The sequence below is a fragment of the Pseudomonas sp. Marseille-QA0332 genome (assembly GCF_054950175.1).
Genome location: NZ_CM143106.1, coordinates 681,844 through 697,170, shown reverse-complemented (window position 1 = coordinate 697,170; position 15,327 = coordinate 681,844). Strand labels below are relative to the sequence as shown.

Genomic DNA, 15,327 nt, shown 5'->3' with positions numbered 1-15,327 from the left:
TCATGCTCAAACCTATCCTGTTGGTCGAGGACAACCCCAGGGACCTGGAGTTGACGCTACTGGCGCTCGAGCGCAGCCAGTTGGCCAACGAGGTCATCGTGATCCGCGATGGAGCCGACGCCCTCGACTATCTGCTGCGTCGCAACGCCTATGCCACGCGTGACGACGGCAACCCCGCGGTGATGCTGCTGGACCTGAAGCTGCCCAAGGTCGATGGCCTCGAAGTGTTGAAGACCGTGCGCGACACCCCGGAGCTGCGAAGCATCCCGACCGTCATGCTGACCTCCTCACGCGAGGAGCCGGACCTGCTGCGAGCCTACGAGCTGGGCGTCAATGCCTACGTGGTCAAGCCAGTGGACTTCAAGGAGTTCGTCGCGGCGATATCCGACCTGGGCATTTTCTGGGCGGTGCTAAACGAGCCACCACCGGGCTCGCTGCGCCTGAATCGCCGAGGCCAGGCCTGAGTTCCGCGAACATGTTGCCTACCCCGCTCAAGTTGCTGATGGTCGAAGACAGCTCGCTGGATGCCGAGCTGACGCTGTTGCGCCTGGAGCGCAACGGGCTGCAGGTACAGGCGCGTCAGGTCCACGATCATCTCGGGGCCGAGCAAGCCTTGCAGCATGAAACGTTCGACCTGATCCTGTGCGACTGCGTGCTCCCTAGCTCCTCCGGCACGCAGGTGCTGGCCACGGCCCAGCGTCTGGCTCCGGATGTGCCGTTCATTTTCCTCTCGGGCATCTATGGCGAGGAACATGCCGTGGAGATGATCCGCCTGGGCGCCACCGACTACATTCTCAAGAAGAACCTCTCGCTGCTGCCAAAGGCGGTCAGGCGCGCCTTGACCGAGGTGCAGGAGCGCCAGCGGCGCCGGCGTGCCGAAGAAGCCTTGGCGGATGTCGAAGCCCGCGCGCGCATCGCCCTCGACGCCGCTGGCATGGGCACCTGGGACTTGCGCCCGGAGCAGGCGCTGCTGCTCTGGGACGATCGCTGCAAGGCGCTGTTCGGCCTGCCGAGCACCACGGAACTGAGCCTGGAACTGTTCTTCTCGTGCATCCATGCTGAGGACAGGCCCCTGGTGAGGGCTGCCGTCGACCAGGCCATGCAGCCCTCTGGCGACGGCCATTACCGCATCGAATTCCGCGTGCTGCGGCCTGCCGAGCAGGAACCTCGCTGGTTGTTGAGCACCGGCCAGGCACAGTTCGTCGAAGATCGCTGCGTAAGATTCTCCGGCGTGCTGCAGGACATTCACCAGCAGCGCCTGGCGACCCAGGCGCTCAAGCAACTCAACGAGATGCTGGGAGAGCGGGTCGAGATCCGGACTCGCGAACGCGACCGTGCCTGGGACTTGTCGCAGGATCTGCTTGCCGTCCTCAACGCCGACCTGACACCGGTGGCGCTCAATCCGGCCTGGGAGGCCACGCTTGGCTTCACCCGCAATTACCTGTCGCGCAGTTCGCTGCTGCAATTGCTCCCCGAGCACGCCCAGGCGGCTTTCCGCACGGAGCTCGCCGCCCTGGAGAACGGCCTGGGCAGTGCCCGCTTCGTTGGCCAGGTACGGCACGCCAGTGGCCAGCAACGCTGGCTGTCCTGGGTCATCGTGCCGGAAGGCAGCCTGCTCTACCTGGTGGCCCGTGACATCACCAGCGAACGCGAAGCCACGCTGGAACTGGCCGAGGCCAACGCCCGCCTGCGCGAACAGATCGCCGAGCGCGAGCGCATCGAGGCAACCCTGCAGCAGATGCAACGCCTGGAAGCAGTTGGCCAGTTGACCGCCGGGGTCGCACACGACTTCAACAACCTGCTCACGGTCATCCTCACTGGCGCCGGTTTCCTCGAGCGGGATCTGGCCAAGCCGAACCTGGACAAGGCGCGAGTCCGCCTCAGGCATATTCGCGAGGCAGGGGAGCGTGGCGCCAAGCTGACCTCACAGTTGCTGGCTTTCTCGCGGCGCCAGCGCCTGGAGCCGGTCCCGCTCGAGCTCAACAGCACCCTTGGCGGCCTGGTGGAACTGTTGCGCCGCACCCTTGGCGGTAGCATCTCGGTGCGCCTGGACCTGGAAAAGGATCTCTGGCAAGCCCTGACCGACCCGACCCAGACCGAGATGATCATCCTGAACCTGGCGATCAATGCACGAGATGCCATGCCGGAGGGTGGCCAACTGGTCCTGTCGACCCGCAACAGCCTGATCGAGGCACGCCCACGTCGGCCCGAGGACCCCGAGCCAGGCGAGTACGTCTGCCTGTCGATCCGCGATACCGGTTGCGGCATGAGCGAGGAAGTGCTGGGCAAGGTCTTCGAGCCTTTCTTCACCACCAAGGATATCGGCAAGGGCTCCGGGCTCGGCCTGGCCCAGGTGTTCGGCTTCGCCAAGCAGTCCGGCGGCGGGGTGAGGATCCAGACACGCCCGGGGCATGGCACCGAAGTCAGCGTCTATCTGCCGGCCGTCAAGCGCACCCTGGCCACACCTTCCAGCGAGCCGCTCACGGCCCTGCCCCGCGCGCCAGCCTCGCCCGTCGGCGCCACGCAGCGCACGCTGCTGCTGGTCGATGACGATCATCTGGTCCGTGATCTGGTCGGCGAAGTATTGCGCCAGTACGGCTACCAGGTGCGCGAAGCGCATAGCGGCGAGCAGGCCCTGGCGCTGCTCGACGGCAAGGTCGACCTGTTGCTGACGGACTTCGCCATGCCTGAGTTCAACGGCGCGCAACTGGCCCATGCGGCGCGCAAGCGCTTCGCACGCTTGCCAGTGGTTTTCCTTACCGGCTATGCCGAACTCGAGGGCTTGGACCTGCCTGGCAGCCTGGTGGTGCAAAAGCCAGTGCAGCCACAGGTCCTGGCCGACGCACTCAACGAGCTGCTCGGAGCGGCCAACTGACGATAGAGGCCGCTTCGGCGGCACCTGGGACTGCAGCTGCAGGAGAACGGGCAAGGCTGAACAGGCAGGCCGTCTTGCCGGATGGTCGATCACCGGCGCAAGCCGGAAACAGGCCCCGAGCGAACCAGGCGACACGGATGGGATACGGATAACAAGAAAAATGGCAGGGGCGGCTGGATTCGAACCAACGCATGGCAGGATCAAAACCTGCTGCCTTACCGCTTGGCGACGCCCCTGTATCGACACGATCAGCATGATGCGCTGTCGCTGGTGGAATTCCCGACCATCAGAACCTGGCTGGCTCTGCAGGAATGGGCGCCAGTCTAACGAGTCCGCTGCATCCTGTGAAGCCCTCCAGCAAAAAAAATTTTGCAAAACAGCAAGTTAGTTTCAAACCAGGCCGGTCTGGCAGGGTGTGTGGGCAGGCGACGGCCGGAATCTTCCTGGCGAGTGCCTGCCAGCGGCCACTGTGCGACGCGACATCTCTACTCCTGCACGGCCCTGCTACCGTCCGTCGACCGACCGTGAGGCGATGCTCAACTTGGCGCCTGGCAGCCAATCGAAGAGGTATCAAGCCACTAGAAAGGAAATCGCCATGCCCGTTTCACATGACCTGTACCAGGACCTGCACTACCCCCGTGAAATCGTCCAGCAACGTCGCCAGGTCGACAAGGAGCTGGACCGGTTGCTGGACAGCTATACCGATATCGACAACCAGGTGCTGGCCGCCGAATCGATCTCGGCCGGCAACTATGAGGACGATGACATGCGTCGCCTGAAGGAGCGCCGCCTGGCGATCAAGTACATGATCGAGCGTCAGCTCGAGCGCAAGGCCTGAGCTGGCTCAGCGCCGCACCAGGCCTAGCGTGGCCTTGTCTGGCTCGCCATCGAAGAACTGCTCCAGCGCCAGTTGCCAAAGGGGATTGGCCGGATCGACCTGGCCGAACAAGGTGAGACAGGAACGCAGCTTGAGGTCGTCGGGCGTGCCCAGGATCTGGCGCGCGCTCTTGTCGGCATGCTGGAGCAGCACGCTGACGCAGCGCTCCAGACGATTGCCAAGCACCGCATGCGCCAGGTAGGCACGCCCTTCCTCGAGCCCGGAAAGCCCATAGCGCTGCGCCATTTCGCTATGCCCCAGGCCACGCAGCTGGGGGAAGACGAACCACATCCAGTGACTGGTCTTGCGGCCGGCCTGAAGCTCCTGGAAGGCCCGGACGTAGACAGGCCCTTGGGCCTCGACGAAACGAGCGAGGTTATAGGGATCCGACATGGCGACTGCTCTTTTCCGATCGTTCACCCGAGCCTACTGCAAAGCTCTGCGCACCGCCATCGCTGGTCAACGCGGCGAAGGCGATCGAGGTATCGAATTTTGCGATCCTCGCCTGCGAGTTTGTGAATTGCTCTAACCGCAACGCTTGCGTCAAGCTGCGCCACTGCTGTCACTATCGAGGAGCTGCATGTGCCCACCTGGTTACCCTCCCCCCTGCGTCAACAGCAACGACGCCTAAGCGACTCACCCGGTCAAGACCGGTTCATCGCGTCCTTCGAAACCCAGGCGCATGCTCGCGGCTATCGCTTGAGCGAGGGGCAGCGCCAGGTGGTCCGCTGCATGGCCGAGCAATTGGCAGCGCTCGAGCAAGGCCGGGGGCGCAGCCTTTATCTGCACGGCCCGGTGGGGCGCGGCAAGAGCTGGCTGCTCGATGGCTTCTTCCAGGTGGTCGAGGATCCAGCCAAGCGTCGCCTGCATTTCCACGATTTCTTCGCGCGCCTGCACCAGGGCATGTTTCGTCATCGAGCCAGCAAGGATGCCTTGGGAACTGCCTTGGACGAGCTGCTGGAAGATTGCCGGGTCTTGTGCTTCGACGAGTTCCATGTGCATGACATTGGCGATGCCATGCTGCTTACACGGCTGTTCGAAGCCCTGTTCGGCCGAGGCATCTTCTTGCTGGTCACATCCAACTACCCGCCCGAAGGCTTGCTGCCCAACCCGCTTTATCACGAACGCTTCCTGCCGGTGATCCGGCTGATCAACAGCCGCATGCAGGTGCTGGAGGTGACCGGCGAAGTCGACTTTCGCAGTCTGCCAGCCAATCGCCAGCACCAGCGTTTCGCCCAAGGACACTATGTCTGGCCAGGCAACGCGGTGCAGCGGGAACGCCTGGGAGTGCCCGCGCCACGCCCGATCGACCTGCGGATCAACAACCGCACCCTGCGAGCCCAGGCCAGCGAAGGCCGCCTGGTCATGTTCAGCTTCGATGACTTGTGCGAAGGACCGACGGCGGTCATCGACTACCTCGAGCTGGCCCCCCACCACGACCAGTGGTTCATCGATGGGCTCGACGACCTGGCGCAATGCTCGCTGGCCGCACAACAGCGCTTCGTCAACCTGATCGACGTCCTCTACGACCAGGACAAACAGCTGGTGGTCATCGGCAGGCATCCACTGGCACAAAGCCTTGGCGGGGCGATCACCGACCTGATGCGCACCCGCAGCCGGCTAGGGCAGTTGCGGCAAATGGGGCCGGAGCCGGACTGACGCGCTTGGCGCCCATGGCCGGGTTGCCGTTATCATCGCAGCTTCGCTCGCAATCTCGGCGCCGATTCTGCCATGCATGACCTCGAAGACCTCAAAGCTGGCCGCCTGCGCGGCATTACACGCCTGGACCTCAACCAGGGCCTGGAACACTTCCCGCCAGAGATCTTCACCCTGGCCGACAGCCTCGAAGTACTGAACCTGTCCGGCAATGCCCTGCACTCCTTGCCGGACGAGTTGCGTCGGCTGACTCGGCTCAAGGTCCTGTTCTGCTCCGACAACCGTTTCACCCATGTGCCGCGGGGCGTGGGCCGCTGCCCGAACCTGGAAACGGTCGGTTTCAGGAACAACCGCATCACCGAGCTGGATGCGCAAGCCCTGCCACCGAAACTGCGCGCGCTCATCCTGACCCAGAATCACCTGGAGAGCTTGCCCGAAGGTCTGGGCGATTGCCTTGCCCTGGAAAAGCTGATGCTCTCGGGCAATCGCCTGACGCACCTGCCGGCCAGCCTGGCCCGTTATCATAGACTCGAATTGCTGCGAATCGCCAGCAATCGGCTGAGCCACCTTCCTGACTGGCTGCTGCAGATGCCAGCCCTGGCCTGGCTGGCCTTTTCCGGCAACCCGCTGGCGACCCTCGAACCTTGTGGCAGGGTCACCAGCAGTTGCCCCAGCATCGACTGGAACGAAATCGAGCTGGGACAGGAACTTGGGCGCGGGGCGTCAGGCATCATTCACCTGGCGCACTGGAAGGCGCAGCCACTACCCGTGGCGATCAAGGTGTTCAAGGGCGCGATCACCAGCGATGGTTCGCCACTGGCGGAGATGGATGCCTGCATCGCTGCCGGAGAACATCCGGCACTGGTCGGCGTGATCGGTCGCATCGACAACCACCCGCAGGGGCTTCCAGCCCTGGTGATGCCACGGATAGCACCGCACTGGTCCAACCTTGCCGGCCCACCCAGCCTGGGCAGCTGCACACGCGACCAGTATCGTCCTGGGCGGTGGCTGACATCGGTCGCCATGCGCCGCCTGGCAGCGAGCATCGCCTCGGTATGCGCCCATCTGCATGCCCAGGGCATCTGCCATGGCGACCTGTATGCACATAATGTCCTTTGCGACGCCGAAGGCAATGCCTTGCTTGGCGACTTTGGCGCAGCGGCATTCTACCCGGCGCAGGACAGCCAGGCAGGGGTTGCGTTGGAGCGGTTGGAGGTGCGCGCGTTCGGCATTCTCTTGCAAGAGTTGCTGCAGCACTGCCCTGATGAGGATCCGCTGGTGCTCGCACTGGCCAGGCGCTGCATGCAGCCGCAGGCAGCGATTCGCCCTGGCTTCGCCGAGCTGGCCGCCTCGCTGGCCGCTTGAGCTGACGGTCTGCGTCACGGCCAGCGGAGCAACACGGGCTGGCGTCGAGCGCTGCGGACGGGGCAACCGCCCTATTTCAGCGCCAAGGCTCTAGAATGGCGCTTCCTCCTCAGCGAGCATCGTCATGGACATCGATCAGGCCCGGACCTTCCTGGAAATCGTACGCTGCGGCAGCCTGGTGGCCGCGGCGCAGAAACTGTGCGTGTCGCAGACAGCCATTACCGCCCGCGTCCAGCGCCTGGAGCAGCAGCTAGGCTGCCAGCTGTTCGTGCGCAGCCGCAACGGTGCCAGCATGACACCTGACGGCGAAGCCTTCGTCGTCTACGCCAACCAGCTGGTGGAGACCTGGGACGCAGCGCGTCGCGACCTACCGCTGCCCCAAGGCTATCGCCAGGTGTTGCACCTGGGTGGCGAAGTCAGCCTGGGCAACCCGATGATGCTTGACTGGATCAGCGCCTTGCATCGAGAACTGCCCAGCCATGCCATTCGCAGCGAGGTCGGCGAAGGACAGTCATTGTTGCGCAAGGTGGAAATGGGCTTGCTCGATGCCGCATTGGTCTATCAGCCACACTACGGGCCTGGGCTGCAAGTCGAACAGTTGATGGAAGAAAAGCTGGTGAGGATCCGTCGAGTCGGACGTCCCGAGCCGTACATCTACATCGATTGGGGCGAAGCATTCCGGCGCCAGCACGATGCCGCCCTGCCAGACTGCGCCAGCGCCGCGCTGGGGTTCAACCTCGGGCCGCTGGCACTGCAGTTCATCCTCGACCAGGGTGGCAGTGGCTATTTCCGAACCCGCGTGGTGCAAGCCTACCTGGACAGCGGTGCGTTCGAGCGGGTAGCGCATGCGCCGGAATTCACCTACCCCACCTTTCTCGTGCATGCCCGCGAGAATGACAGCCAGGCGCTGCAGCAGGCCTTGGTGATCCTGCGCAGGTTGGTGGCCGAAGGTTCCAGCGACTGGTCACAGCGCTGGGACCCGCTGGCTTGAGCGACGCGTGGCGCTGGTCAGCAGCTGGCGCTCGAGCCCGGCGATCAGGTCGGTCTGAGTCACGACGCCGACCAGCTTGTCGCCCTCGAGCACCGGCAGGCAGTGCAGGCCTTGCTCGCACAGCAGCGGCAACAAGCTTTCCAGCGGATGCTGGCTACTGACGCTGACCACTCGACGACTCATCACCTGTTCCAGGCGCACTGTCTTGCGCCTGAACAGGCCACGCCAGCTGAAGCGCCCCCGCGCCATGGCTGGGCCAACCAGGTCGCTGAGGCTGACGATGCCTGCCAGGCGGCCCTGATCGAGCACCGGCAGGGTCTTGAGGTGATGGCTGGCCAGCATTTCCCAGGCTTGCTCGAGAGTCGTGCCGGGCGTGGCGAACTGCACATCGCGGGACATGACCGACGCCGCGGTGATACCGCCAAGGCTACGCTGCAAGGCGTGTTGCTCGGTAGCCAGGATGATCCGCTCGAGCTCCTCACGAGTGACGTCGACGAACTCACCCAGCTCTTCGAGTGCCTGGTCCAGATCGTCCGCATTGATCCCGACACGTTCGGTCGGCAGCGGGTCATGGGTATGATGCAAGTCCTTGCGCGGTGCGACGCCCTTGGGGTAGCGCACCCCGGTCAAACGATTGTAGACCACGGCCGTGGTGACCAGGATCAAGGCATTGAGCAGGATTGGCTCGAGCAAGCGATCACCTAGTGCGAACAGCCCTGGGTCAGCCAGCACGACACTGGCGGCGACACCTCCGCCTGGTGGATGCAGGCAGCGCAACAGGCACATCACCACGATGGACAAGCCGAGCGCAGCGGCTGCCACCCACAGCTCCTGGCCGAAGCCATGACGCATCGCCAGGCCGACGATACCCGCCATGGCATAACTTCCCACCACGGGCCAAGGCTGCGCCAGCGGGCCGGAGTGAACGGCGAATACCAGCACTGCCGAGGCGGCCAGCGGGCCAAGCAGATGCAAGGCAACCGACCCCCCGAAGACCATGCCGCACAACCAGCCGGCGAGAAACAGGCCCAGCAGCGCGCCAATCCCGGCCCGCAACCATTCGCGAGGCGAGGTGTTCAAGGGCGCGGGCAGCAGGCGTTGCAACAACGATTGGGAAGAAGAAGACATCAAGCAGTGACTTACCTGGTGGAAAAAAGAAAGCCCAGCCGAAATGGCCTGGGCCCTGTATTGCCAGCGGCAATAGCCAATGGGCTCCGTCCATGGAGATGGAAACCTCGAGCGGCTTCATGGAGCGAGATTGTGCCTGCCAGGCGGCGGTAGCGACCAATTCAAAAAAATGCTCTTGGGGTGCAGTTTTTTTGAAGCCATCAACTGCATGCAAAAGCAAATCGTGCAGCCTTCGCGGTCTGCTCTTGCTAGCAGCTTGTGGCATGGGGCTATCGGCGGGGCAACTCGATGCTGACGCGCAGGCCGCCCAAGGGGCTTTCCAGCAAGCTCAAACTGCCGCCCCAGGCTTCGACGATGTCGCGCACGATAGCCAGGCCCAGCCCATGCCCATCGACCTGTTCGTCCAGGCGCAGGCCGCGCTCGAGCACGTTCTGGCGGTCGGCCTGCGCGATCCCCGGCCCGTCGTCGTCCACCAGGATTCGATAGCCGTCGACGTTCGGCTCGATGCTCAGGAGCACTTCGCCGTCGGCCCATTTGCAAGCGTTGTCCAGCAGGTTGCCGAGCAATTCCAGCAGGTCCTCTCGGTCCCAGGGCAGCAGCAGCCCTGGCGGGCTCTCCCGCCGCAGCAGCAGATCCTGGCCATGGATCATGCCCAGGGTCTGCAACAGGCCTGGCAGCTCGGCATCGCAGTCGAACAGCGCACCGGGCAGTGCGTCGCCAGCCAGGCGGGCGCGGTTGAGTTCTCGCGCCAGGCGTTGCTGGATCTGCTCCAGTTGCTCGTGCAACTGAGCCCGCACTTGCGGCAGGCCGGTCAGGCGCTCGCTCGCGGCCAGGCTGAGCAATACCGCCAATGGGGTCTTGAGTGCGTGGCCCAAGTTGCCCAGGGCGTTGCGTGATCGACGCAGGCTGTCTTCGGTATGGGCCAGCAGGTGGTTGATCTGTGTGACCAGCGGTTCCAGTTCGCTGGGCACCTGGTCGTCGAGCTGGGAACGCCGGCCTTGCTGCAACTGGGCGATTTGCTGGCGAGCCCGCTCCAGGGGGCGCAATGAACGCGTGACGGTGACGCGTTGCAGGATCAGGATGAGCAGCAGTGCCACCAGCCCGAGCCCCAATCCGATCATCTCCAGGCGTCGGAAGCCGTCGCGCACGGGTGAATAGTCCTGGGCCACACTGATCGAGATATCCTGTCCCAATCTGCGGTAATCACCCCTGAAGGCCAGCAACTGCTGGCCTTCAGGGCCTAGTTCGTAGCCGCTTTCGAGGCCTGGCCTGGCTGGCTTGGGCATATCCAGATCCCATAGCGAGCGTGAACGCCAAGTGCCCTGCTCGAAGTCGATGCGAAAGTAATACCCGGAAAAAGGTCGCTGGTATGCCGCGGAAACCCGGCGCTCGTCCAGTTGCAGCCCGGATGGCCCGCGCACCAGCGCCACCAGCAGGTTTTCACTCTCCTTGCGCAGACCGGCTTCCAGGTAGCGCTGCAGGCTGATCTCGGACAGCCACAGAATCAGGTGCGCCAGCGCGAGACCAATGATGACCAGGACCGCCACCAGCCCGACGCTCAGCCGCGCCTGTATCGATCTCACCCAGCATGCCCCGCATAGCGATAGCCCTGCCCACGCCGGGTCTCGATGACGCTGCGGCCCAGCTTGCGACGCAGATGATTGACATGCACCTCCAGCACGTTGGAGTCGCGCTCGGTCTCGCCATCGTACAGGTGCTCGGCCAGGTGACTCTTGGAGAGGATCTGCTGCGGGTGCAGCATGAAGTAGCGCAGCAGGCTGAACTCGGCAGCCGTGAGCTGGATATCGACACCATCGCGCGTCACGCACTGGCGCCCTTCGTCCAGGTGCAGGCCGGCAGCCTCGAGACGAGGCTGGTTGGCCAGGCCGCGGGCGCGCCGCAGCAGGGCCTGGAGACGCAGCAGCAGCTCCTGCGGATGGAACGGCTTGCTCAAGTAGTCGTCGGCACCGGCCTTGAGCCCTTCGATGCGCTCGGCCCAGGAGCCACGCGCGGTCAGGATCAGCACGGGCGTGGCCAGCCCCGCCGCGCGCCACTGACCAAGTACCTGCAGGCCGCCAAGCCCCGGCAGGCCCAGGTCGAGAATGATCAGGTCATAGGGTTCGCTCTGGCCCTGGTAGACCGCATCCCGGCCATCGGCCAGCCAGTCCACTGCGTAGCCCTGGCGTTGCAGGCTCGCGGTCAGTTCATCGGCCAGAGGCACATTGTCCTCCACGATCAACAGGCGCATTCAGTCGTCTTCCTCGTCTTTGAGCAAGGCGCCGGTACGAGCATCGAGCTTGATTTCGCGAACCACGCCCTGGGGCGTCAGCAGTTCGACTTCGTACTCGTAGCGTCCGTCGTCCTTTTCCAGTTCGGCCTCCAGTAGGCGCGCACCAGGGTAGCGCGCCATCGCGGACTCGAGCAGCCGTTCCAACGGCAGGATGATGCCCTCACGCCGCAGCTCGAGCGCTTCATCCTGATCCAGGTCGCGGGCCACGGCCAGCGAACAGCAAGCTGACAGCGCCAGTACCAGGCCGCGTGCCGTCCGCGAAAGATCCTTCATCAGCTATCCCGTTCATCCTTCAGCACTTCGCCGGTCCTGGCATCCATGTCGACGTCCCATTCGACGCCTTGGGCATCGCGCAACTCGACCTTGTAGATGTAGCGGCCGTATTCGTTCTCCAGTTCCGAGTCGGTGGCAGTCGAGCCAGGATGCCTGGCGACGGCGGTGGCCTTCAGTTCGTCCAGCGACTTGATGGTCTTGGCATTGGCCAGCTTGACCACTTCGTCGGGCTGGACATCCTTGGCCAGGGCGACGTTGGCACCCACGGCAAGCGCGGCGGCGGTGAACAGGGCAGTCAAGGTTTTCATGGGCATCTCCATCGGTTGCAAGTTGTCTACGCAGCCAAGATTATCGCCTGCGGCTTAATTCAACCTGAACAGACTGGCGCCATGATAGCGCAGCCGCTCGGCACCGGCTGCCCTATAATGGCCGGCCCGTCCATCGAGAGGCCCGGCATGAGCGCCATCCACATCAAGTATCCGGCCTTGACCTTCAAGGCCGGCCAACGCGCATTCAGGCAGGTTCGCGAGCATGGCCTGCAAGCGGCGCAGGTCGGCATCGTGCCGGGCGCCGCGGGCGGTCCAAAGCCGCTGGGTATTCAGGGGCTGGACCTGGCCCTGTTCGGAGAATGGCTGCCATCGGCGCCACGCCCGCGCGCCTTGATCGGCGCCTCGATTGGTGCCTGGCGCTTCGCCAGCGCCTGCCTGGCCGACCCGCTCGACGGCCTGCGACGCCTGGGCGAGCTGTATACCGAGCTCGACTTTCCCAAAGGCACCAAGGTCGACGACGTCAGCCGCAGTTGCAGGCGCATGCTCGACGACTTGCTGCAGGGACGTGATGCGCAGATTCTCGCCAGCACCGGCTATCGGCTGAATGTCCTGGTGGTGAAAAGTCATGGCTTGCTCGCGGATGATCATCGCGGCCGGTTGGGCATGGGGCTGTCCTCGGTGGTCGCCAACAACCTGCTCGGTCGCTCGCGACTGTCCCGGCACTTCGAGCGGGTCATCTTGCATGACAGCCGTGCCGCGCCACCGCTTGGCTCGCTGGAGGATTTCCCTTCGCGCTGCCTGCCACTCGATCTGGCCAACCTGCGCCAGGCCTTGCTCGCGTCAGGATCGATCCCCATGGTCATGGAGGGTGTACGGGACATTCCGGGCACCGGTGGTGGCACCTACCGGGATGGCGGCCTGCTCGACTATCACCTGGACCTGCCGTACGAGGGCAATGACCTGGTGCTGTACCCGCATTTCACCGACCGAATCGTACCGGGCTGGTTCGACAAGGCACTGCCCTGGCGCAGAGGAGACGCTACGCGCCTGCGCAACGTGCTGCTGCTCGTCCCCTCCCCTCAATACCTGGCGAGCCTGCCCTACGGCAAGCTGCCAGACCGCGGCGACTTCAAGCGCTTCATGAACGATGCACAGGGCCGCAAGCGCTACTGGTACAAGGCCATGGCCGAAAGCCGGCGCCTGGGCGATGAATTTCTCGAACTGGTCGCCACCGGGCGACTGCAGGAACGGCTGCAACCCTTGTAGCGGCCTTGCTGGTAGACTGTCTGGCAGCATCGTTCGCCACAGAGTCTGAAAGCTTGGAAATCTTCAAAGAGTTCACCTTCGAATCCGCCCACCGCCTGCCCAACGTGCCCGCCGGCCACAAGTGCGGCCGCCTGCACGGTCACTCGTTCAAGGTGGCCCTGTACCTGACCGGGCCGCTCGACCCGCATACCGGCTGGATCCGTGACTTCTCCGAGATCAAGGCGGTGTTCAAGCCGATCTACGACCGCCTGGACCACAACTACCTCAACGACATACCTGGCCTGGAGAACCCCACCAGCGAAGTCATCGCCAAATGGATCTGGGAACAGGTCAAGCCATTGCTGCCTGAACTGTCCAAGGTCCGCATCCATGAAACCTGCACCAGCGGTTGCGAATATACCGGCCACTGAGCCGGCGCAGGCCTCGCCTCAGCGCCGGGGGTCGCGATGCCTGGCTGCCGGATGCGGGGGCACGGGCGATTGCAGGACCTGGATGCCCAGATGGCCGCGCTTGCCGGTACGGTCGTTGAGATAGGCGCGACCGTTCTCGACCAGCCTCCTGACCACCCGGCCGCTCGGCCCGTACAACTGCAAGCCGGTACGGATGTCGCCTGAGGCCAGGCCGGCCGGTTCCAGGCCTTCGATGGTCCATATCGGCGAAGACAGGCTCTTGCGGTAGCGGAACAGCAAGCCTTCCGCTTCCAGCGGGGGATCGGTGGGCAGGTCGATACGCGTCTCGGGCACCGGATCGGGCATGTCCACTTCCAGCGACGCAGGCCTGGCCAGCGGCGAGCTGCCTGCCGGGTTGTCGGTTGGATACATGCCAAGATAGCCGCCACGGCTCACATCCAGGACGTACTCCAGTTCCGGCCAGCGCGCCGTGTTGGCCCCGGCGTAGGCTGGCCGCACTTCGTAGGCATGCAAGTCGCCGATCCGGTAGACACCGAACCACAAGTACTCGCAGTAGATCCGCTGGCGCGGCCCGAACAGCGGCAGGTGGTCATGCAGGAACGACTGGAGTTCCTGCGGGCTGTAGTCGCGACCGGACATGAGCCAGCCGTCGTCACCGTTCCAGTCGTTGAATTCCACCCAGATCGGCTTGGCCAGGTCGCCTCGTGCGCCAAGCAGATCTGCCTGGGACAGCGCACCCTCGGCGAATTGCCAGTAGCACCTGGCGACGAAAGACAACTGGGGTTCGAATACGTACTCGCTCATGCTTACATCGCTGCTCTCGATTCAATGGAGCAGCCACGCTAGGCCCTGGCGAGGTTCCAGCGCAGCGGGAAAGTCTGTCAGGGTTCGTACTGCGACTGCGCCAACCGCCTGCGACGTCGCCGTGCCGATGCTCGTCGCGCCCGCAGGCAGGCCAGCCGGTCATTCGGCCAGAGTCGAGGCTTGGCCGGTACGCGACTGCCCGGCATCGCTTGCTCTCCCTGGGTCGTCCTACCGTCCGGCGTGCTTGCCAGCCAACCGCCGAGATCATCCAGCAGCCGGCGATGTCCAAGGCTTGTTCTACATTCATTCAAACGGCGGGAGGCTTCTGCATGATGGCAGGACTGAAACTATATGACTTGGCAGGCGCTGACGACAGCTGGCGCTTTAGCCCCTATTGCTGGCGCGTGCGTCTGGCCTTGGCACATAAAGGACTGGCAGTAGAGACTATCCCGTGGCGGTTCGATGAAAAGGAGGCGATCGCCTTTTCGGGCCAGGGGAAGGTCCCCGTCTTGATCGATGGCGAGCGGTGCGTGACGGATAGCTGGGCCATCGCCGAGTACCTTGATCAGCGTTATCCAGAGCGACCTTCGCTCATGGGCGCCCCCTCGGCAATGGCGCTTACGCGCTTCATGAACCAATGGGCCAACGAAGTGCTACATGCAGCTTTGGCGCGCCTCATCCTCCCCGATGTCTTTGCGATTCTGCATGAAAAGGACAAGTCCTATTTCCGTCGTACCCGCGAGGCGGCGCTTGGCGTTTCCCTGGCAGAGCTGGAGGCTCGGCGCGGCTCTGCCAGGGAGGAACTGTCCAGGGTGATCAAACCATTGCGCAGCACGCTTGCAGGCCAGGATTACCTAGCCGGGGCCGCGCCAGCTTATGCTGACCACATTGCTTTCGCCGCATTCCAATGGGCACGGGTTGTCAGCTCGAAGCGCTTGCTGGAAGAGAGCGACCCCGTCATGACATGGTGCAATCGAATGCTGGATGCATACGATGGCCTGGCGAGAAGCGCTCCATGCGCCCATCCCCTTTGTGCCATCTAGCGCTGGGGCAGCCCCCGACACGCCTGCTGAAAGGCTGCTCGAGGACAGCGCCGCCTGCAATGCCAGTCGTTGCGGCACGA

At 64.0% G+C, this 15,327-nt stretch carries 16 protein-coding genes and 1 tRNA gene; 9 read left to right on the top strand and 8 right to left on the bottom strand.

What is annotated here, in order from left to right; all coding sequences use genetic code 11:
* Positions 1-2: 2 nt before the first annotated feature.
* Both ACY8GK_RS03515 and ACY8GK_RS03510 read left to right on the top strand, forming a co-directional pair.
* Positions 3-464: a response regulator gene (locus ACY8GK_RS03515; protein ID WP_196179778.1), complete on the top strand. Its 462-nt coding sequence runs from the start codon at positions 3-5 to the stop codon at positions 462-464.
* A gap of 11 nt (positions 465-475) precedes the next feature.
* The gene (locus ACY8GK_RS03510) at positions 476-2,875 is read left to right on the top strand and encodes a response regulator (protein ID WP_462402321.1); all 2,400 of its coding nucleotides are present in this window, start codon (positions 476-478) and stop codon (positions 2,873-2,875) included.
* 161 nt (positions 2,876-3,036) lie between these two features.
* Here ACY8GK_RS03510 and ACY8GK_RS03505 read toward each other — a convergent pair.
* Positions 3,037-3,111, bottom strand: a tRNA-Gln gene (locus tag ACY8GK_RS03505).
* 359 nt (positions 3,112-3,470) lie between these two features.
* Here ACY8GK_RS03505 and ACY8GK_RS03500 point away from each other — a divergent pair.
* Positions 3,471-3,713 carry a DUF465 domain-containing protein gene (locus tag ACY8GK_RS03500; protein WP_196179773.1) on the top strand — a complete coding sequence of 81 codons (243 nt, stop codon included), beginning with the start codon at positions 3,471-3,473 and terminating at the stop codon, positions 3,711-3,713.
* Positions 3,714-3,719: 6 nt separating this feature from the next.
* Here ACY8GK_RS03500 and ACY8GK_RS03495 read toward each other — a convergent pair whose 3' ends face one another.
* Positions 3,720-4,145: a DUF1810 domain-containing protein gene (locus tag ACY8GK_RS03495; protein WP_462402320.1), complete on the bottom strand. Its 426-nt coding sequence runs from the start codon at positions 4,143-4,145 to the stop codon at positions 3,720-3,722.
* A gap of 189 nt (positions 4,146-4,334) precedes the next feature.
* Between ACY8GK_RS03495 and zapE the strand changes: the two genes are divergently transcribed.
* The 3 genes from zapE to ACY8GK_RS03480 all read left to right on the top strand — a co-directional run bounded on the left by zapE (position 4,335) and on the right by ACY8GK_RS03480 (position 7,764).
* The gene (zapE, locus tag ACY8GK_RS03490; RefSeq protein ID WP_462402319.1) at positions 4,335-5,411 is read left to right on the top strand and encodes a cell division protein ZapE; all 1,077 of its coding nucleotides are present in this window, start codon (positions 4,335-4,337) and stop codon (positions 5,409-5,411) included.
* A gap of 72 nt (positions 5,412-5,483) precedes the next feature.
* Complete coding sequence (locus ACY8GK_RS03485; protein WP_462402318.1) at positions 5,484-6,773, top strand: leucine-rich repeat-containing protein kinase family protein; 1,290 nt, start codon at positions 5,484-5,486, stop codon at positions 6,771-6,773.
* A 124-nt stretch (positions 6,774-6,897) separates the two neighbouring features.
* On the top strand, positions 6,898-7,764 hold the full coding sequence (locus tag ACY8GK_RS03480) for a LysR family transcriptional regulator (protein WP_462402317.1): 867 nt from the start codon (positions 6,898-6,900) through the stop codon (positions 7,762-7,764).
* Here ACY8GK_RS03480 and ACY8GK_RS03475 read toward each other — a convergent pair.
* The 5 genes from ACY8GK_RS03475 to ACY8GK_RS03455 all read right to left on the bottom strand — a co-directional run bounded on the left by ACY8GK_RS03475 (position 7,738) and on the right by ACY8GK_RS03455 (position 11,763).
* The gene (locus ACY8GK_RS03475) at positions 7,738-8,892 is read right to left on the bottom strand and encodes an HPP family protein (protein WP_462402316.1); all 1,155 of its coding nucleotides are present in this window, start codon (positions 8,890-8,892) and stop codon (positions 7,738-7,740) included. The two genes, ACY8GK_RS03480 and ACY8GK_RS03475, sit on opposite strands and share 27 nt — an antisense overlap.
* Before the next feature lie 269 nt (positions 8,893-9,161).
* Positions 9,162-10,475: a sensor histidine kinase gene (locus ACY8GK_RS03470; protein WP_462402315.1), complete on the bottom strand. Its 1,314-nt coding sequence runs from the start codon at positions 10,473-10,475 to the stop codon at positions 9,162-9,164.
* Positions 10,472-11,140 (bottom strand): response regulator transcription factor, encoded by a 669-nt coding sequence (locus tag ACY8GK_RS03465; protein ID WP_462402314.1) that lies wholly within the window; start codon positions 11,138-11,140, stop codon positions 10,472-10,474. The genes ACY8GK_RS03470 and ACY8GK_RS03465 overlap by 4 nt, the downstream gene beginning before the upstream one ends.
* Complete coding sequence (locus ACY8GK_RS03460) at positions 11,141-11,455, bottom strand: PepSY domain-containing protein (RefSeq protein ID WP_462402313.1); 315 nt, start codon at positions 11,453-11,455, stop codon at positions 11,141-11,143.
* Positions 11,455-11,763: a PepSY domain-containing protein gene (locus ACY8GK_RS03455; RefSeq protein WP_462402312.1), complete on the bottom strand. Its 309-nt coding sequence runs from the start codon at positions 11,761-11,763 to the stop codon at positions 11,455-11,457. Before ACY8GK_RS03455 ends, ACY8GK_RS03460 begins: the two co-directional genes overlap by 1 nt.
* Before the next feature lie 147 nt (positions 11,764-11,910).
* Here ACY8GK_RS03455 and ACY8GK_RS03450 point away from each other — a divergent pair, with 147 nt between their 5' ends.
* Together ACY8GK_RS03450 and queD are read left to right on the top strand one after the other, a co-directional pair.
* Complete coding sequence (locus ACY8GK_RS03450) at positions 11,911-12,990, top strand: patatin-like phospholipase family protein (protein WP_196179754.1); 1,080 nt, start codon at positions 11,911-11,913, stop codon at positions 12,988-12,990.
* A 53-nt stretch (positions 12,991-13,043) separates the two neighbouring features.
* On the top strand, positions 13,044-13,400 hold the full coding sequence (gene queD / locus ACY8GK_RS03445; protein WP_196179752.1) for a 6-carboxytetrahydropterin synthase QueD: 357 nt from the start codon (positions 13,044-13,046) through the stop codon (positions 13,398-13,400).
* 18 nt (positions 13,401-13,418) lie between these two features.
* On the opposite strand, the gene ACY8GK_RS03440 is transcribed toward queD, so the two are convergent.
* Positions 13,419-14,204, bottom strand: a complete 786-nt coding sequence (locus ACY8GK_RS03440; RefSeq protein WP_462402311.1) for a hypothetical protein — start codon at positions 14,202-14,204, stop codon at positions 13,419-13,421.
* 329 nt (positions 14,205-14,533) lie between these two features.
* Here ACY8GK_RS03440 and ACY8GK_RS03435 point away from each other — a divergent pair, with 329 nt between their 5' ends.
* On the top strand, positions 14,534-15,247 hold the full coding sequence (locus ACY8GK_RS03435; RefSeq protein WP_462402310.1) for a glutathione S-transferase family protein: 714 nt from the start codon (positions 14,534-14,536) through the stop codon (positions 15,245-15,247).
* The last annotated feature ends 80 nt before the right edge of the window (positions 15,248-15,327 follow it).